Origin of the sequence: Kribbella sp. NPDC056951, from assembly GCF_042674205.1 — a bacterium.
Lineage (GTDB): Bacteria > Actinomycetota > Actinomycetes > Propionibacteriales > Kribbellaceae > Kribbella > Kribbella yunnanensis.
Genome location: NZ_JBHUQZ010000003.1, coordinates 668281 through 686864, shown reverse-complemented (window position 1 = coordinate 686864; position 18584 = coordinate 668281). Strand labels below are relative to the sequence as shown.

General features: G+C 67.0%; 16 protein-coding genes. 1 reads left to right on the top strand and 15 read right to left on the bottom strand.

Going from position 1 to position 18584, the window contains the following annotated elements; genetic code table 11:
* Positions 1-7 precede the first annotated feature (7 nt).
* Positions 8-1555 carry a dolichyl-phosphate-mannose--protein mannosyltransferase gene (locus ACFTSF_RS16210; RefSeq protein WP_380154831.1) on the top strand — a complete coding sequence of 516 codons (1548 nt, stop codon included), beginning with the start codon at positions 8-10 and terminating at the stop codon, positions 1553-1555.
* Positions 1556-2122: 567 nt separating this feature from the next.
* Here the strand turns inward: ACFTSF_RS16210 and ACFTSF_RS16205 are convergent.
* From ACFTSF_RS16205 to ACFTSF_RS16135, 15 genes are all read right to left on the bottom strand, one after another.
* Positions 2123-2815 carry a DUF1707 domain-containing protein gene (locus ACFTSF_RS16205; RefSeq protein ID WP_344145407.1) on the bottom strand — a complete coding sequence of 231 codons (693 nt, stop codon included), beginning with the start codon at positions 2813-2815 and terminating at the stop codon, positions 2123-2125.
* A gap of 20 nt (positions 2816-2835) precedes the next feature.
* A complete protein-coding gene (locus ACFTSF_RS16200) occupies positions 2836-4158 on the bottom strand; it encodes an MFS transporter (RefSeq protein WP_380154501.1) in 1323 nt (440 codons plus the stop codon).
* Positions 4155-4985 (bottom strand): Rossmann-like domain-containing protein, encoded by an 831-nt coding sequence (locus ACFTSF_RS16195; RefSeq protein WP_380154500.1) that lies wholly within the window; start codon positions 4983-4985, stop codon positions 4155-4157. The genes ACFTSF_RS16200 and ACFTSF_RS16195 overlap by 4 nt, the downstream gene beginning before the upstream one ends.
* Positions 4982-5737 carry a phytanoyl-CoA dioxygenase family protein gene (locus ACFTSF_RS16190; RefSeq protein WP_380154499.1) on the bottom strand — a complete coding sequence of 252 codons (756 nt, stop codon included), beginning with the start codon at positions 5735-5737 and terminating at the stop codon, positions 4982-4984. Before ACFTSF_RS16190 ends, ACFTSF_RS16195 begins: the two co-directional genes overlap by 4 nt.
* Position 5738: 1 nt before the next feature.
* Positions 5739-6812, bottom strand: coding sequence for a pyridoxal-phosphate dependent enzyme (locus ACFTSF_RS16185; RefSeq protein WP_380154498.1), 1074 nt, complete (start codon positions 6810-6812; stop codon positions 5739-5741).
* A complete protein-coding gene (locus tag ACFTSF_RS16180) occupies positions 6809-8305 on the bottom strand; it encodes an ABC transporter ATP-binding protein (RefSeq protein WP_380154830.1) in 1497 nt (498 codons plus the stop codon). The genes ACFTSF_RS16185 and ACFTSF_RS16180 overlap by 4 nt, the downstream gene beginning before the upstream one ends.
* A 527-nt stretch (positions 8306-8832) precedes the next feature.
* Positions 8833-9630, bottom strand: coding sequence for an ABC transporter permease (locus ACFTSF_RS16175; protein WP_380154497.1), 798 nt, complete (start codon positions 9628-9630; stop codon positions 8833-8835).
* Complete coding sequence (locus ACFTSF_RS16170) at positions 9627-10565, bottom strand: ABC transporter permease (protein ID WP_380154496.1); 939 nt, start codon at positions 10563-10565, stop codon at positions 9627-9629. The genes ACFTSF_RS16175 and ACFTSF_RS16170 overlap by 4 nt, the downstream gene beginning before the upstream one ends.
* The gene (locus ACFTSF_RS16165; protein WP_380154495.1) at positions 10566-12107 is read right to left on the bottom strand and encodes an ABC transporter substrate-binding protein; all 1542 of its coding nucleotides are present in this window, start codon (positions 12105-12107) and stop codon (positions 10566-10568) included.
* A gap of 489 nt (positions 12108-12596) precedes the next feature.
* On the bottom strand, positions 12597-14825 hold the full coding sequence (locus ACFTSF_RS16160; RefSeq protein WP_380154494.1) for a discoidin domain-containing protein: 2229 nt from the start codon (positions 14823-14825) through the stop codon (positions 12597-12599).
* A 126-nt stretch (positions 14826-14951) separates the two neighbouring features.
* A complete protein-coding gene (locus ACFTSF_RS16155; protein WP_380154493.1) occupies positions 14952-15518 on the bottom strand; it encodes an NADPH-dependent FMN reductase in 567 nt (188 codons plus the stop codon).
* A 114-nt stretch (positions 15519-15632) separates the two neighbouring features.
* Positions 15633-16139 (bottom strand): MarR family winged helix-turn-helix transcriptional regulator, encoded by a 507-nt coding sequence (locus tag ACFTSF_RS16150; protein ID WP_380154492.1) that lies wholly within the window; start codon positions 16137-16139, stop codon positions 15633-15635.
* A gap of 48 nt (positions 16140-16187) precedes the next feature.
* On the bottom strand, positions 16188-17030 hold the full coding sequence (locus tag ACFTSF_RS16145; RefSeq protein ID WP_380154491.1) for a CopD family protein: 843 nt from the start codon (positions 17028-17030) through the stop codon (positions 16188-16190).
* Between the two features lie 335 nt (positions 17031-17365).
* Positions 17366-17875, bottom strand: coding sequence for a copper resistance protein CopC (locus tag ACFTSF_RS16140; protein ID WP_380154490.1), 510 nt, complete (start codon positions 17873-17875; stop codon positions 17366-17368).
* Positions 17876-17877: 2 nt separating this feature from the next.
* Complete coding sequence (locus ACFTSF_RS16135) at positions 17878-18570, bottom strand: YcnI family protein (RefSeq protein WP_380154489.1); 693 nt, start codon at positions 18568-18570, stop codon at positions 17878-17880.
* Between the last annotated feature and the right edge of the window lie 14 nt (positions 18571-18584).

Below are 18584 nucleotides of genomic sequence, written 5' to 3'. Positions count from 1 at the left end.
TCCGGCGATGCCGCGGGACTTCGAGGGCGGGTGGATCGCGACGCTGGTGATCACGGCGCTGGCGGGGTTCCTGCGGTTCTGGAACCTGAGCAACCCGGTGAAGTTCGTCTTCGACGAGACGTACTACGCCAAGGACGCGTACAGCCTGCTCAAGTTCGGGTATGCGCGGCAGTTCATCGACCAGCCCGAGGGGGCCGCCGACAAGGCGATCCTGGCCGGGAACCTGGACGTCTTCAAGGGCACCCCGAGCCTGACCGTGCACCCTGAGGTCGGCAAGTGGATGATCGCGGCGGGTGAACAACTCTTCGGTATGACGCCCTTCGGGTGGCGGTTCATGCCGGCGCTGTTCGGCACGCTGACTGTTCTACTCGTAGTTCGGACAGTCCGGCGGATGACCCGGTCGACGCTGATCGGCGCGGTCGCCGGGCTGCTGCTGGCGGTCGACGGGCTGCATTTCGTGATGTCGCGGGTGGCGTTGCTCGACGTGTTCCTCGCGTATTGGCTGGTTGCGGCGGTGTCCTGCCTGGTCTGTGACCGGGACTGGACCCGTCGCCGGCACGCGGATTCGCTGGCCAAACAAGATGACTTCGCGCCGCGGAAGTTCGGCCGCTGGCTGCTGATCCGGCCGTGGCGGATCCTGGCGGGCGTCTGTTTCGGGCTCGCGCTCGGTACCAAGTGGTCGGCGGTCTGGGTGCTGGCCGCGTTCGGCATCCTGGTCTTCGCGTGGGACTTCGGGGCCCGGCGGGCGCTCGGGTCGCGGTTCACGTTCGTGAAATCGGTGCTGGTGGACGGCATCCCGGCGTTCGTCAGCATCGTCCTGGTCGCCGGGATCACGTACACCGCGACCTGGACCGGCTGGCTGCTGCACGACAACGCCTACGACCACGACTACGCGTCCAAGAACCCGGCCACCGGGATCATGAAGGTGGTCCCGGACGACTTCCGGTCGCTGATTCACTATCACCAGGAGGTCTACGACTTCCACACCGGCGACTACATCAAGAAGGCCACCCACCCGTACGCCTCGAACCCGGCCGGCTGGCCGATCATCGCCCGCCCGATCGGCTTCGACGCCGTCAACGACATCAAACCCGGCTCCCCCGGCTGCAACCCGCCGGCCGGCTCGAACTGCCTGTCGGTGATCTCCGCCGTCGGTACGCCGATCCTGTGGTGGGCCGGCGCTCTCGCGCTACTCGCCTCGGTCGTGCTCTGGATAGGCCAGCGCGACTGGCGATTCGGCATCCCGGTGATCGGTTTCGTCACCTGCTGGGTGCCCTGGTTCGCCTACGACGACAGACCGATCTTCTTCTTCTACGCCGTCACGATGATCCCGTTCACCGTGATGGCAGTAGCCCTCGTCCTAGGCAAGATCCTCGGCCCGGCCAAAACCCTCGAAGGCACCGCGGCACCCCGCCGCCTGATCGGCAGCGCGATCGTCGGAGCCTTCGTCGTACTGGTCGTCCTGAACTTCGCCTACATCTGGCCGATCCTCACCGACAAGGTCCTCCCCCACCCCGACTGGCTCAGCCGAATGTGGTTCAAAACCTGGATCTGACCAAGGACGCCACCTGCGGCGGCGACAGCTCCTTTGGCGCCTTCGGCGCAGGTCGTCCGAGGTGTCACCCTCACCTGGTTGCGGCCAGTGTGCACGCGATTGGTGGGAGGAGGTCGCGCGCTGGGGACACCTGGTGAGGCTGAGCTGAGCTGAGGTGAAGTGGTGAGCCTGGCTGCTGAGCCTGAGGGCCTGTCTTGCACTCCTGCGGGGGCCTCGCGAACCAGCCGTTGCTCACCCGCGCCAACCGCGAGCACGACCGGGCCGCTCGACACCATTCACCCAACTTCACAGCCCCAGCACCAACACCAACGCCTGCCGCCGCGTTCCTCCACCATCATCACGCGCATCTCTTGCCGAATGAGGTGAGTGCCCGACCACCTCCGCCCGCGCCGAAGGTTCCAAAGAACCGCCGCCGCCGAAGGCGGTGTCCTCCACGCCCCCAGCACCAACGCCCTCGCCGCTGCACTCCCCTCATCACCACATGCATCTCTCGCCGCATGGCGTGAGGGCCTAAGCGCCTCCGTCCTGCACCGGCAGAACTGTCGCCGCCGGAGGCGGTGTCCTTGGCTAGTGGCCTAGCTGGCCGTGGCCATGGCCGTGGCCGTCGCGGAAGCGCTTCTTGTGGCGCTTGGCGGCGGACTGCCCGCCGACGCCGCCGAAGAGGGCGAGGCCCTTGACGACGACAACCGGGGCGTCGGGGTGCGGGTTGTCGCTGCCGTGGGCCGCGAAACCGCCGAAGATACCGACGCCCTCGTTGCGGACGGTGACACCTTCCGGAACGGTGACGTCGATTCCGCCGAAGACCGCGAACGCCCAGACGGTCACCTCGCGCCCCTCGAAGACGGCATCCGTCATGTCCAAGTCCTGCCCGCCGAACACCGCGAAGGCGTTCGTACGCCGCTTCACCCGCCACAGGCCCTTGCGCTCGACGCCACCGAAGATCGCGACCAAGGTGGAGAAGCTGTCGTCGGGGTTAGCGGGTTCCTCGATCGGGACCGGGCTGTTCGACACCGCCCGGACCGGCGCGACGGACGGGAGCGGCGGCTGGTGACCGTCGGGCACGAGCAGGTCACTGGTGATCGGCTCGAGCTCGCCCAGAGTGCGCGCCTGCAGGGTCTGCTCGAGCCGCTCCGCATGCTCGTCCTGGGTCAGCCGGCCCGACATCAGCGCGTCCCGCAGGACGTCGACGACCTGGTCGCGGTCGATGTCGGACGCGCGCAGGTGCGCGTGCGGGTTCGGGCGGTCGGGCAGATTCTCCATAAGACGGAACGATATATCGCTCAGCGGCGCACGCGCAGCGCGCAAACGACCGCAATCAGGGTGATCGAGGCGAAGATCAGGGCCGTCCCGGGGTATCCACCGAGACCGAGCCCGACACCACCGAGCGCAGCGCCGAGGAACGTCCCGAGGCTCATCCCGGCCGCGTTCACGCTCAGCGCCGATCCGCGCAGGTCGCCACTTCGCCGTACCAGCAGGGTGGTGACGCAGGCGGCGACGGTCGCGTGGCTGGCACCCATCAGCGCGGTGAGCAGCAAGGTCAGCGGGATGGTCGGCGAAAAGTAGAACGCCGAGACGCTCACCAGCGCGGCTCCGAGGCCGAGCAGCAGCATCCGCTCCGGCCCGATCCACGGCCGGTCGAGCGCGAGGTAGCGGCCGGACAGCAGGTTGCCGAGGAAGAACGACGCGCCACTCAGCGACCAAACAAGCGCGAACCAGCCAGGCGCCAGATCGAACTTCTCGTCGTAGAACGCGGCCAGGTAGGCGAGGTACCCCATGAAGGCCGCGGTCCGCAGCATCGCGATCACCAGCAGCGGTACGGCGCCTGGGATCCGCCCGAGCTCGCGGTACGTCGCGAGGTAGCTCATCCGCGGCGCACCATCAGCACGCAACGGCGCCTTCCGCCCGCGACCACGCCAGAAGAACGCGGCCGACAGGGTCAGCGAGATCACCGCCGCCGCGATCAGATTGCCGCGCCAACCCCACCAGATCCCCGGTACGGCGAGCACCGGCGCAGCGAGCATCGCCATCGCCGAGGTGGTCGCGGACACCAGTGTCGCCGCGCGGCCTGCCGCGGCCGGCGTCCGGAACCGGTCCGCCGCGGCGGCGCCGATCGACGGCGCGAGCACCGAGGTGGAGGCGCCGATCAGCAGACAGAACGCGGCCAGTGCCCAAACGTTGCCAATGGCACCTAATAGCGCGGAGAGGCCGAGGAGCGCCAACCCGCCGGCCGCGACCAGCTCACGCGCCAACCGGTCGATCAACGGTGCCAGCGCGAACCCGACGACCAATGCGGCCAGACCACCGAGCCCCCGCAGCCCGCCGATCTCTGCCACGTTTCCGTTTGCAGCCGCCGCGATCGGCACCAGGTACATGCCGAAGACCGTGAACGGGATCAGACTGACGGTCGACGCCAGCAGGAACGGCCAGAGCCGCCGAGCCATCCGCCAGTCGCTCGGCACCTCCTCCGCGGGGGCGCCGCCGCCCGGACGTGGGGCCGGGCGGGGGCCGCCGTTCAGGGCGGGGGTATTGGGGGCCGGGAGGGCGCCGCCTCCTGGAGACAGGACGGGGGCTGCGGGCAACGAACCTGGGGGTGGGGTGTTCATTCGTCGATCCTGTAGCGGTAGAGGGACGTGGGGCGGGCGGAGAACTGCGAGAAGGGGAAGGGTTCGGCGGAGAGGGCGGTGACGCCGGAACCGAGGAAAGCGCGGGCGACGGCGCTTCCGGTCTGAGCATAGATGGCGAGCGGCTTCGCTTGCTCACGGCAACGACTCAGGAGGATGTCGAACGAACCGTTGGACAACGTCATTCCGGTCGCGACGACGGCATCGGCCGCGTCGATCACCTCGAGCATGTCGCGCGATACCGGTAATCCGGACGCGGTTTCGCGCAGGTTGAAGTCGCAGGGTAGACAGGTTCCGCCGCGTTCGGTGATCGCGTCGACCAAGGGATTGACCACACCGATCAACGCAACTTTGGTGCCTGCGGCAACATCGAGCAGCCCAGCGACGGCGGCATCCCGTGCACGGGCGCGGACATCCGGCGTACCGGCCGGGAGGACGATCTCGTGAGCGTCTGCGGTGTGATGCGGCTCGACCGCAGCCAGGTAGGCGTCGAGTGCAGCGATGCGAATCGGCAGTGGGTCGTCAGAACGCAGTACGTCGGCGACTGTGCGGCCGGACGTGTCTGCGCAGTACGACGGGTCGACCTCGTCGGATTCGAACGCGCACGCACCGAAGACCTCGCCGACGCGCAGCAGCACGTAGTAGTTGCGGTAGGTGACGTCAGCCCCAGGAAGTCGCGTCGTGTTGTGCAACCAGAACGCGCTCGTGACGGAGAGGCCGGCGGGGTCAGGTCCGTGGTTGCCGGACAGAACCGCGGAGGTGAGCTCCGCAACCGTGGTCGGGGCGGGAGGCAGCTTGGGGTTGGTCATGGCAGGCGGGCCAGCCTTTCGGGGTCGTAGGTGAGGGCGGACAACTCGGGACGACCAGCGGGCTGGAAGCAGTACAGGAGGGAACGGCGATCCGTGGCGGTGCGGTTGGGAGCTGAGCGGTGGACCATCAGCCCCGGGAACATGAGGACCGAACCCGCGGGTGCTTCGACTGTCATCGCACGAGACATGTCGACGACGGCGGGGTCCACGAGGAGGCCGGTGGGTTCGTCGGCGTCGCGGCGGACTGGGCCGTCGGCGGGACTTCCCTCGATGAGCGTCATGGCGCCGTTCGCGATGGTGTTGTCGTCGAGCATGACGATTGCGGTGGCGATGTCGTAGGCGGCGTCGCCGGCGCAGCAGTACCAGTACGGGAAGTCCTGGTGCCAGGCGAACTCCGAGCCGACTCCGGCCCGCTTGAAGTTCAGCTTGGCGACGAAGCGGCCGGCCGTTGCCCCGATCAACGTGCTCATCGGATCGACCAGCCGGGGCTCGTCCCACAAGGCATCCAACGCAGGGTGCAACTGCGAGACCGGCGACAGGCTGCGGACAGCCTTGCCGACGGCATCCGGTTCCCAGTGGATCGTCGTACCGCGGACCTTCTCCAGCCGGTGCCCGTCCGGCCAGACGGTCACGTCGGTCTCACCGGCCTCGGCCGCGGAGACGACCTCGGCGTGGACCTGCTCGGCGACGCCGCGCAGGCGCTCGACCTCGGTGGCCGTGAACAACGATTCCAGCAGTACATACCCCGTCACCTCACCTACGGTAATGCGACGGGGTCGCGGATGGAAACTCTGCACGACGGCTCACGGCCGGTTCCCGGCGGTCCCAGGACATCGCCGACCACGGCACCGCGAGCTCATCCAGCGAGTCGATCTCGCGCGGTCGCATCGACGCCATCGGCAAAGCCTCGGCATGACGGGAAAAAGCAGACTCGACGTACCGGGTGCCGGTGTCGGCCGCCAAGAACACATGCGTCCGCGCGCTGTCGCAGGTGTGTTCCCACAATGCGGTCAGGTACGCCGCGCCGGCCGACAGCCCGGCGAAGACCCCGGAGGTTCGCAGCAGGTCGACCGCCGCCGACATCGCGTAGTCGAACGACACCCAGTGCAACCGGTCGTACAACTCGTGGCGGACATTGCGGAACTCGATCGAGCTGCCGATCCCGGCGATGATCATCTCCGGATCCTTCGTGTGACCGGCCCCGAACGTGATGCTCCCGAACGGCTGGACGCCGACCAGGTTCACGTCCCGCCCGCGATTGCGCAGGTACTCCGCGATCGCCCCGGTCGACGCCCCGGTCCCGACCCCGCCGACGAGGCACAACGGCCCGTCCGGCACGAGATCCGCGACCAGGTCCGCCACAGCGCCGTACCCGAGGTAGTGGATGTCGTCGTGATACTGCTGCATCCAGTGGTACGACGGGTTGTCGCGCAGGATCTCGCTGATCCGGCGGACGCGCAGGTTCTGGTCCAGGTGCAGGTTGTTCGACGACGGGACCTGTTCGACGGTCGCGCCGAGGATCTCCAGCTGGATCTTGAGCGTCCGGTCGACCGTGGTCGAACCGACTATGTGACAGCGCATCCCGTACCGGTGGCAGGCCAGGGCGAGTGCGTGCGCATAGATGCCGCTGGAGCTGTCGATGAGTGTGTCGCCGGGTCGGACTACGCCGGTCTCCAGCAGATGCCGGACGGCGCCGAGCGCGGAGTACACCTTCATGGTCTCGAACCGCAGGCAGATCAGGTCGTCCCCTGATTCGGCGCTGACCCGGATCGGGTCCGGGTCCTTGATCGCCTCCGCCAGGTGGTCGTGCAGTCGCGCAGACTTCATCGCCGCGGTTCGCTCCTCGTGTCGGCAGTGGGCAACGTTGGCGGAAGTTCGGTCCGACCCAGGCGGGCTGCGCTCACCAGCCGCTGGGTCAGTTCGTGCTGTGGTTCGGTCATGACGGTTGCAGGTGGGCCTTGTTCGACGATGCGGCCGTCGTCGATCACCAGCACGTGATCGGTGACCGCCGCGACCAGGCCGAGGTCGTGCCCGATCCAGACCAGCGCAATACCGCGGTTCTTTAGTTCAGTAAGGAGGTCGACCACCAGCGCCGTACCGTCGTCATCGAGCGCGGTGGTGATCTCGTCACAGATCAGTACGTCGGGTTCGGCGAGCACCGCTCTTGCAAGCGCGGCGCGCTGGAGTTCGCCACCGGAGAGGCGGCTCGGCGGACGAGCCGCGGTCATCGCGGAGACGCCGAGTCTCGCAAGGGTGGACACGGCTTCGGCTTGCGCCTGGTCCGGGGGTAGGCCGCGGAGGCGTTGCGCTGTGCGGGCGACTTGCTGGTCGACCGGACGACGTTCGTCGAAGGAGCCTCGAACTTCTTGCCAGACGTACTGGACGCGGCGGTTCTGTTCGCGGGTTCGCTTGCGCAGGACCGGGAGTGGTTCGCCGTCGAGGAGGAGTTTGCCGGTGCTGCGTTCGTGCAGGCCGGCGAGGCAGCGGGCGAGCGTGGTTTTGCCGCTGCCGGAGCGACCGACGACGCCGATGCTGCTGCCTGACTCGACTGTGAGGTCGACGTTGTGCAGGACCGGGATGCGACCGCGGGGGCGGATCGACGCGGACAGGTTCATTGCTTGGAGCAACGGTTTGCCCGGGGTGGTGGTTCCCGTCGGCTGCGGTTCCCAGCTTTGCGGGAGGACGTCGGTGCCGCCGGCGGCGATCACCTGGCCGGCGTTCAGTACGACGACATGGGTCGCGAGCTCGCGGACCAGACCGAGATCGTGACTCAGCAGCAGGATGCCGAGTCCTCCTTGGGCAAGCTGTCTTAGTTCACCAGCCAACTGCAACCGAGTGATCGAGTCCAGCCCGGTACTCGGCTCATCCAGCACCAACACCTTCGGCCGACAAGTCAAAGCCTGAGCCAACGCCACCCGCTGCCGCTGCCCACCCGAGAACTGATGCGGAAACCGCCTCAGTGTCTCCCGATCCCCCGGCAGTTGAGCACCCCGCAACGCGTCCTGCACCACGTGCTGACCGGGATGATGCAACCGCTCCAACTCCCGCAACGTCGCCCCCACGCGGCGGGCGGGGTTGAGCGCACTCCCAGGATGCTGAGGCATATAAGCCACCACCCGACCCCTCAGCCGCTCGGCCGCCTCCGTAGGCCCGTTGCCATCAACAACAGTCTCCCCGTCGACAACCACCTGCCCTACAAGCTGCACTCCATTCCCGCTCTCCCCCAACAACGCCAGCGCCGAAGTCGTCTTCCCTGAACCCGATGCCCCGACAAGCGCAGTAACCTCCCCCGCAAACACCTCAAACCCCACCCCATCCACCAACACCACAGACCCGGCAGACGCCCCCAACCCCCACACCCGAGCAACCACCGCGGATTCACCCTCACGTGATGAGGATGGCAAGCGCGTGGTGTCGCGGGAGGAGTCACCCGCAGGCAACGCCTCCGTGGTTGAGGTGGACTCGGCTGAGGTAGTCGCCGCGGGCGACGTGATGGTGGTTGGGGTGGGCTGGGCCGTGGACTCACCCCCACGTGATGGGGAGAGCCGACGCGTGGTGTCGCGGGAGGAGTCACTCGCCGGCAGCGCCTCCGTGGCTACGACCGGCTGGGTTGAGGTGGAGGCCCCAAGTGACGCGCCTGTGGCGTCCTCGTGCGGCGCCGTGGACTCAGCCTCACGTGCGGAGGAGGGCGGGCGCGTGTCGGCGGTGGAGTCGGTCGCGGGCGGCGCGCCTGTGGTCGAGGTGTCGTGGGCTGAGTCGGTCGCCGCAGGTGACGCGTTCGTGGGTGGGGTGGGCTGGGTTGAGGTGGGCGCGCCTTCGCTCGGTTGCGAAACACCTTCCTGCGCGCTCATGTGGGGCTCGCCGGTTGGCGGTGGGTTTGGTGGACTAGGCGGTCGGCTAGGAGGTTGAAGCCTAGGGTGAAGGAGACTAGGAGGAGGGCGGGGGCTAGGACTGACCACGGCTGCAGTAGGAGTCCTTCGCGGTTGCGGGAGACGCTTACGGCCCAGTCCGAGGCTGTTGGGCTTAGGCCTAGGCCTAGGAAGTTGACTGAGGCTACTAGGAAGACAGCTAGCGTGATTCGGGTGCCGAGGTCGGCTGCTACTGGGCCTATGACTGCGCGGCCTACGTAGCCGAGTTGGATGGTTGTCCAGGACTCGCGTTGCATGCGGAGTGCTTCTACTACTGGTGAGCTTGCGGCGTCGAGGGCGGCGGCTCGGACGAGGCGGGCGACGGTTGGGACGTTGACCATGGCAACGGCCAGGGTGATTGCGGGTGCGGAGGCCTGCCAGCCGACGGCTACCACGCTGATGACCAGCAACGACGGTAGTGGGAGTAGTACGTCGAGGGGGCGAATCAGCACCTCGTCGAGCCAGCGGTGTCGGGTTGACGCTGCGACCAAGCCGATCAGACCGCCGACGACGTACGCGATCAGGACGGCACCGAACGCCATACCGAGAGCTGTTCGACCACCGACCAGCAATAGCCCGAGAACATCTCGGCCCAGTCCGTCCGTTCCTAGTACGCCGTCCGCGGAGTACGGCAGCCCCGGCTTAACATCCATGGAGATGAGGGGGCCGGCGAGAGCGATGAGCAGTGGCACGACCACGAGTACGGCCGAGAGGGCCAAAGGGATGCGGGCCCTCATCGGAGGAGTTCCGTTCGGGGGACCAAGCGGTTGCAGACGAGGTCCGCGGCGAGGTTGATCAACAAGGCGGCGATGGCCAGGACGAGCGTGAGGCCTTGGACTGTTGGGATGTCGCGGGTCTCCACCCCGTCCACCAACGCTGTCGCGAAACCGGGGATGGCGAAGATTGCCTCCACCACCAGGACTCCACCGAGGAGCGTGTCACCGGTTCGCGCCAGCTCCTGCACACCCGGTACGGCGGCGTTCGGCAGCACGTGGCGGAGTAGTAGCCGACGTCGCGGCACACCGAGTCGGCGCGCCTGGACGACGTAGTCCGCGTTCAGCGCGGTGATGGTGCCGGCGCGGACCTGACGCGATAGCAGGCAGACCGTGCGCCCAAGCAAGACAGTCACCGGCAGCACCAGCAAAACCGGGGATGTGAGCAACGAACCACCGATCCAGGTAGCCGGCAACCAGCCGAGCTTCAACGAGAACACCGCAACCAGCACGACCGCGATCACGAAGTCCGGGATCGCGCTCAACGCCAGCGTCACCGACGTAATCGCCCGATCGAGCCGACCGTTCTCCCGAGCCCCCATCAAGATGCCCAGGGCAACAGCCAACGGGATCACGACAGCGAGCGTCGCCAACGTCAGCACCAACGTCGCCCCGACCGAATCCCGCACGATCGAGCTCACCGGACCACCGCTGATCAGCGACGTACCGAGATCGCCCGTCAGCACCTGGCCGAACCAGTGCAGGAACCGTTCCAGCGCAGGCTGATCCAGCCCGAGCTGTTCACGCAAGCGCGCGACCTGTTCCGGCGACAGCGTTTCGGTGAACCGCAGGTCCGCCGCATCCCCCGGCAACAGCGAGGTGAGCACGAAGACCAGTACGGACAGCACCGCGAGCTGGACGACGGCGAGTGCGGCCCGCCCAGCGGCGTACGACCGCATTCAGGCCAGCCACACCTTGTCGAACCGGCCGAAGTCCACGGTGTTCGGCGGCACCGCCTCCACCCCCTGAACCTTCGGCGAGACCGCGACCAGGTAATCGGGCAGACCCCAAGCCAGTATCCCGCCATCGTCGTACAAGGTCCGCTGCAGCTCACCGTACGACGCCGCGCGAGCCGTCTCGTCGGTCTGCACCTGCGCCGCCGCAAAGGCCGCATCGAACGCCGGCTTCCGCCAATGCGTCACATTGAACGGCGACTTCGACAACAACCGATCCGTCACGTACTGCGGGATCGGCATCGCCCCCGACCGATGGTTGCCGATGGCACCCTTCGTCAGCAGGTCCTTCGCATAGGTCTGCGGACTCCCCGTAGTCACCTTCAGCTTCACCCCGGCCTCGGCGGCCTGCTCGGAGAACAACGTTGCCGCCTCGACGAACCCGGCCGACGCATCGGCGGTGAAGATCTCGATCTCCTTGTTCACCAGCCCGGCCTTCTTCAGCAGCGCCTTGGCCTCGTCGACATCCCGCTCGCGCTGCGGCAACTGGTCCGGGTAGTACTGGAACCCCTTGCCGAACAGGTCGTTCCCCACCGTCCCCCGCCCAGCCAGTACGACGTCGACCAGCCGCTGCCGATCCGCCAGCAGCTTGAACGCCAGCCGCACATCAGGATTGTCGAACGGCGCTTGATCCACCTTCATCACGAACGCCTGCATCGTGCTCGCCTTCGCGGCCACGATCCGCACCGACTTCCCGGCTTCGGCAGTCCGCGCAAACGTTGCGGTCATGTCATTCGCGTACTCAGCCTGACCACCCTGTACGGCGTTCGCCCGCGCCTCGGCGTCGGCCGACAACACCTGCAGTTCCTCGATCTTCGCCGTACCGTCCCAGTAGTCGTCGTACCGGCTCGCGACCATCGATCGTCCGGCCTCGAACGAGACGAACTTGAACGCACCGGTCCCGACCGGCTTGGTCGGATCTTTGAACCCGTCCCGCACGATCTGCGTCCCGATCCCGGCCAGCAACGCGGGGAACTCCGCATTCGGCGCAGCCAGCACGAGCTCAACCGTCCGCGGGTCGACCGCCTTACATCGACGCAGGTCGAGCGTCGCGAGCGAGGATTGCGCGACCCGATCCGGTACGGCGGGATCCGCGATCCGGGCCAAGCTGTAGAGCACGTCCTCCGCGGTCAGCTTGCTACCGTCGTGGAAGGTTGCGTCGCGCAGCGAGAACCGCCAGGTGAGCGCCTTGCCGTCGTGTTCCCACTTCTCCGCGAGCCGCGGGACCGGCTTCAGATCCGGCCCGAGCTCGACGAGCTTCTCGAACATCGCCTTGTGCCGGGCGATGTCCACGAACAGGCTCTGCACGTGCGGGTCGAGCACCTCCTTCGCCCCGCCGCCGGCGTACACAGCCCGCAGGCGACCGCCGGCCTTCGGTTGCGACGACGCAGAACTACCGCCACCGCAACCACTCAGCGCCGCCACTCCCAGCGCACCGGCCAGCCCCAGAAATCCACGTCGGTTCAGCGCATTGGACACGCGCACCATCCTCACGTTAGTGAAAACGATTGTCAATTCAGCGCGCATCTGAACGGGACGCCCTCATTCTTTCCGCCGCACCCCACCGACTGCTCTCCGTAACGGCGTGTCTGAGACATCCCACCGCCAAACACTCCCCGTCACCAGTCCGCAGTAGGCGACCGCGGTACGCCGGATGTCCGATCACGACGGCGCGTCGCTCAAAGCAGGGTGGCGGGCCGGTGGTCGCCGTACCCGAACCCAGACGCCATCACAATCACCGAGCTACCGCCACCACGAGCCTCAACTCGCCCCACCGAACCCACTTGTGATGGCCTCCAGGTCCGCCCCCACCACTGAGCCCGCCGTGCGCCGCACACTGAAACGCGCCCACCGGGGCCCACTGGGCGAGCGCACGCTGGTGCCAGTGGGTGCCGAGTTTCCTCCCCAAAGCGATTTGGGGAGGATGTGCACGAGGACGTCGCGGTGGCTTCGCCCAACGGAGTCGGGGTGGATCGGTTACTGCACCGAGAGGACCGTGAAGCCGAAGGCTGGGAGGCGGACCTGGTACGTCGAACCGCTGATCGGCGGGCCGGGTTTCGACTCGACGAGATCTGTCGGGGTCTGCGAGGTCGCGATGCCGGTGCCGGTCAGGTCGACCGAGACGGTCTGCGCGGTGTTGCGGAAGTTGAGCAGCACCAGCGCCTTCGCCGTACCGTCCTTGTTGAGGCGTTTGTAGGCGTAGTACTTGTGGTCGTCGTTGGTCGGGATGCGGACACGGAGACCCAGCGGCGCGAGTGCCGGCGAGGCGTTCTGGGCGCGCATCAGCTTGTCGAGCATCGCGCGTTGTTCCGGCGTCCAGTCGGGGATCTCCTGCTCGTCCGGCAGGATCGTGTAGTAGTCGTTGTGCAGGTAGAACAGCGTGCCCATCGTGGTCAGCATCGCGATCTCCAGCAGCCGGCCGTCGACCGGGTAGTTCACGCGGCCCCAGTTCGGCGCGGTCTGGGTGATGCCGCCGGCATTCACCATCAGGTCGCGGTACTCCTTCAGCGTGTCCTCGAGACCGCTCGGATCACCGGAGTCGATCGCCTTCAGGACTGCGCTGCTGCCCTGGCCCGGCGGGATACCCCATTGCGTGATCTGGTAGTCCTGCAAGCTGTTGTAGTGCCAGTCGTAGATGTACGTCGGCTCGCGGACGCCTTCGCCGTTCATGAACGTGTCGTAGTTCCGCAGGACGTCGGTGATCGCGTAGTTGTTCTTCTCGACAGTCGACGTGTGGTAGACGTTCGGCGCATCGAGAGCGATCCCGTCGATACCCTTGTCCATCCAGAACCGTAGGTAGTGCCGAGCTTTGTCGAGCCAGGCCTGACTCGAGTAGTTGAATGACGGTGCCTTCTTGTCCCACGTCCCCCAGTAGTAGCCCTGCGCACGCTCGCTGTAGTGCCACTTCTCCGGGTATTCCCCCGGCTGCTTGCGGATGTCGAACCACGATCGCTCCGGACTCTGCACGCCGTTGCGGAAGTCGTCCTCGGCCTTCCGGAAGTACGGCGAGTTGATCGACGCGTAACCGGGGTTCGTGAAGATGATGACCTTCAGGCTGCGGGCATGCGCAGCGGCGAGCAGTTCCTCGAAGTCCTGCATGGTGCCGATATCGGGATCGATCGTGTAGAGATCCATCACCGGCAGACCGGCCCAGAGATCACGGTCGCCGTCATTGACCGGCGAGAGCTCGATCGCGCGGAAGCCGCGAGCCTTCAGGGTGTCGAGCTGGGCGGTGATCGCATCCAGTCGAAGCTGCTGCCAGATCGGGTAGAACCGCATCACACCCGAGCGGTCCTCCCACCACTTGGTGGTGACCGGCTCACCGGAGCCGAAGACCTTCAGCTCCTGACTGCACGCCCAATGACCGGCACCACTACTGAGCACGGTGAGTTTGATGTAGCGATAGGTGCCAGCGAGGTCCTGCCCGAAGACGCGGCCGGTTTCGTCCTTGTCCATAAGGGTTTGCCAGCTGGTCTTGTCGCGCGAACCCTCGACCCGGAACTTCCAGCGATCGTTGTCCACGAACGACTGCTCGATCCGACTGACCGCAATATCGTTGCCCAGGTCAAGCATCAACCACTGCGGCATGTCCGGCTTCTCCGCACCCCAGTACGTCGTGGGGTCGCCGTCGACCGCCTTGAACGGTTCGTAACCGGGGCCGAGCGACGAGGACGTGGCCGAGACACCACGAGCGAGATTGTGCGGCTCGTCGTCGTACCCGTTGATGGCGAACTCGGTACTGCCGGCCCAGCGATTGCCAGCCGAACCGGTGACCGTCAACCGCACATAGCGATATGAGCCGGTGACCGCCTGCGTGAACACGTGACCGCGAGTCCCTGCGCGCCGATCCAGCAACGCGGTCCAGCCGTTGCCGTCGACGCTCGCCTCGATCAGGAACGAGTGCGTGTCCACATCCTTGAAGCTCTGCTCGACCGAAGTCAGCTGACGGACGCGACCGAGGTCGACCCGCAACCACTTCGGCATCGAGCCGTTCGAGGCGGCCCAGTACGTCGAGCTGTTGCCGTCGATCGCCTTTGCAGGCTCGAACTTGGTGAGGCTGTCACTCGCGGTTGCGGTGGCACCGACCGCGAGATTTCGTACCGTCTGATTCGGCACAGCACCTCCGACCGAGACACCTTCCGCGGGGACGACCAGAGCCGACGTACCGATGACACCTGCCAGAACCAGGGCGGCGATTCTCCGCATGAGCACTCCCTCCGTGCCCGGCAACCGTCGCACGGGCCGTTGCCCATCGCACCCTCTTCAACCGACGTCAAAATCTTCCCCCGGATGGGGGATCCCCTCCCTTCCCCCATCCGGGTGAAGTACCGATCAGGCGGCTGCGGTGCGCACTGTGGCGAGGGCGTTGGACCAGCTGATGACCTGGTCGAGAGTGGCGTCGAGGGCCGGCTCCTGGTGCGGGAGCGGGGTGAACTTCGAGTAGTTCTCGAAGTCGGTGGCCAGCGGCAGGGTGACCTGCGCACGGACCGTCGCGACCTTCAGTTCGGCCATCACCAGGCGCAGGTGCTCGACCGCGCGGGCGCCGCCGACCGAGCCGTAGCTGACGAAGCCGGCCGCCTTGTCGTTCCACTCCGCGAAGAGGAAGTCGATCGCGTTCTTCAGCGCGGCGGAGGTGGAGTGGTTGTACTCCGGGGTGACGAAGACGAAGCCGTCGAACGACGCGATCTTCTCGGCCCAGGCCAACGTGTGCGGCTGGCTGTACTGGCCCATCGCGGGCGGGTAGGCCTCGTCGAGGTGCGGCAGCTGGTACTCCGCGATGTCGACCAGCTCGAACTCGGCATCACTGCGCTGCTTCGCGCGGTCGAGAACCCAGTGGGCGACGGCTTCGCCGTTCCGGCCCGGACGGGTGCTGCCGAGGATGATCGCGATCTTGGGCATGAGATTCCTTCACGGGAGAAAGTTTTGATGATGCGTCACCAAAATACTCAGTTGGGGTGACGTGTCAACTCCTCTGTGATGGAGGTCTCTTCCGGGATCGGCGGCGGGCCGGGGTTATTCGGTGCAGTCGGCGGGCGGGTCGTCGCACTCCGCGGCCGGGCAGGCCGGGGTGGGGATCCCGTGCAGAACGCGCTCGAACAGCGTCGTGAGCTGCTGCTGCTCGTCGGCGGTCAGGTGGTCGAAGAAGTAGGTCCGGACAGCCTCGACGTGGTCCGGCGCGGCGGCCTCGACGGCCTTCCGGCCGAGGTCGGTGAGGCGGACCATCGAGCCCCGGGCGTCCGAGGTGCACTCCTCGCGGCAGACGAGACCGCGCTTCTCCATCCGGCTGACCTGGTGGGAGAGCCGGCTCCGCTCCCAGCCGACTGAGCGGCCGAGATCGCGGGTTCGGAGGACGCCGTCCTCGGCTGTGGAGAGGGGGTGCAGGAGGGCGTAGTCGGCTCCGGACAGACCGGAGTTGCTGATCAGCCGGCCTTCCAGGACCCGCGTCAGCTCCCGCTGCGTGTCACGGTACGCCTGCCACAGCTGCGCCTCGCGCGCGTCCAGCCAGCGTGGTTCCGTCATTGAGCCAGTGTACGGACATCTGTTGACATATCACCGAGTGCTCGCGCGTCAGGGGGTTCGGGAGAGGGCGACGGCTAGGCCGACTGTTGCTGCCATCAGGAGGAGTTCGCCGATGGCGAGTCGGCGGAAGGCGGCTGGGTTGCCGGTGGCGAGGCTCGGCAGGGTGGACTGGCGGTGCCGCCAGCCGACGTAGACGAGCGCTGCGAATGCGACGGTCTTGGCGAAGACGAGAGCGCCGTACCCGGTGGTCACCCATTGGGTGATGAGGGCCCAGCCGTCTGCGCGGCCGCCTAGGTGGATCTCGGCGGTTAGGAGGCCGGTTAGGCCGATCGCGATGGCGCAGGTGAGGGCGAGGGTGCTGAAGCGTTCTACGGCGGCACGGGTGCGGGCATAGCGCAGTACGCCGGCCAGTCCGCCGATCCAGGCTGTTGCGGCGAACACGTGGATGACGAGGGAGGTCGTTGCGGTCACCGACCAGATCGTTGTTCGCTCGATGGCGCCGTGGCCGGTTAGGAGGGGTGGGATGAGGGCCAGGGCGGTCAGGGCTAGGGCGATGCGGGCGCCGCGGGTGGTTCGGACGCCGCTGAGGACTACGGCTAGGACTGCGGTCAGTACGACGGAGATGGCGAGTGCTCGGACTTGGGTCAGCTCGCCGGCGATCGACGCGTGCTCGGCGAGGTGTGAGAGCGGGATGCCGAGGATCACGGCTGCTGATGCGATCAGGCCGCCGATACTCGCCACTGCCCAGATGCCGGCCGCGATTGCCGCGTCCTGACAGGCCCGGACGACATCATTTGCCGGAAGCAACAAACCGGCGGTCAGCACACCACTCGCAACCCAGATCGCGGCTCCGTCGGCCAGCAGGCGGAACGCGGGAACCGACCAAGACAAAGGCAATCCAGCCCCCAACAACCCCTCAGGAGCCCGCTGAGGTGCACCACCAGCAACCACCAAAGCAATCACCAGTACGACGACCGCCGCCGCAATCCCTCCGGCAACCACCCTCAGGCCAGCGCCACGCGGTTGCACCCCCATCGTTTCCGGATCTGAAGGGGCAGTCGCGGGAGGGGGCGTGGCGAGGGCCTCGGCCGTGGGCTGGGGTGAGGTGGCTGGCTGAGGTGAGGCGCCCCGCTGCGGCTCCGCGCCAGGCGGTTGCACCCCCACCGCCTTCGGATCTGATGGTGGTGGGGAGGGCGGGGGTGACGCGGTTGGCTCTTGGTTGTTGTTCATCGGGCTGGGCGGCGGCGGACTATGACTATGGCTAGGGCTACTACGACCAGCATGACCAGGCACATTGCCACGACGGTGACGGTGTTGGAGTTGTTGGGGGGTTGGGCGGTGGGGTCGACCGGGGGTGCGTCGGGGGCGTGGCCGGCGTGGGTGATGGTGAAGGAGGCGCTGACGGTGATGGGGTGGCCGTCGGCGGAGACTACTCGGGCTTCTACTTGGTAGCGGCCGGCTTCGATCATGGCGCCTACGGGCTGGGTGACGGTGCTGTCCAGGACTTGGGGGGCGCCGGTGGCTACGTTGACGCCGGCTGGGGATTTGACCTGGATCTGGGTGCCGTTGCTGCCTACGGGTTCGTTGAAGGTGAGGACGACCTTGGTGGGCGGGGCGGGCATTGAGGAGCCGTCGGCGGGGGTCATCGACTCTAGTTTGGCGTGCGCCGCGGCCGGCCCGGTGGTGATCACCAGGGCCAGCAGCGACGCCATCAGAACAGCGGTGAGACGACGCACGATTACGACTGCACCTTCGCCTCGACCGCCTTGCGGGGGCGTAGGCCTAGGCCGAGACCGATCAGGCCGAGCAGCAGGCCGGCGCCACCGAGACCGCGGGCCAGCGGGTCGGACGAGCTCTTCTCGGTGTCGGTGGCCGCAGCGACCGGGGTGATGGCAGCGGCCAGCTTCAAGACGGGGGCGGGGTGCTCGGGAGCCTCGGCGCCCTCGGTGCGAGGGGCGTCCCACTTGACGACCTCGCCGTCGCTGTAGGTCTGAACCGCCGGGAAGCTCAGCGAGTCCACCTTCTCGGGCAACCGCCCGACCGACAACGCGAACTCGTCGAAGTCGTTCGCCGGGATCCCACCCTTCAGCGCGGTCCAGGTCACCGTGGTGATCGCCTCGGACAGCGTCACGTCACCGACCTTGACCGGCGAAGCCAGTTTCTCGGTGGTCTTCTCGACCTTCCAACCGTCCTTCACCTGCGCACCGACATGCGCGAACGGCGTGTCCTTGGGCAGCGAAACGACCAGCTTCGTGGTGGAGGTGTTGTCGGACTCGGTCGGTACCCGGAAGACGAGTTTCGCGTACCCACCGGGCTTGGCGTCGGGCGACGACACGGTGACGTGCGCCGACGCGGAACCGGACGCACCGGCCAGCACGAGCATGGACGCGGCGGCGATCGCTCCGGCACGCAGGAAAATCTTCTTGGACATGGCAGTAAGAACCT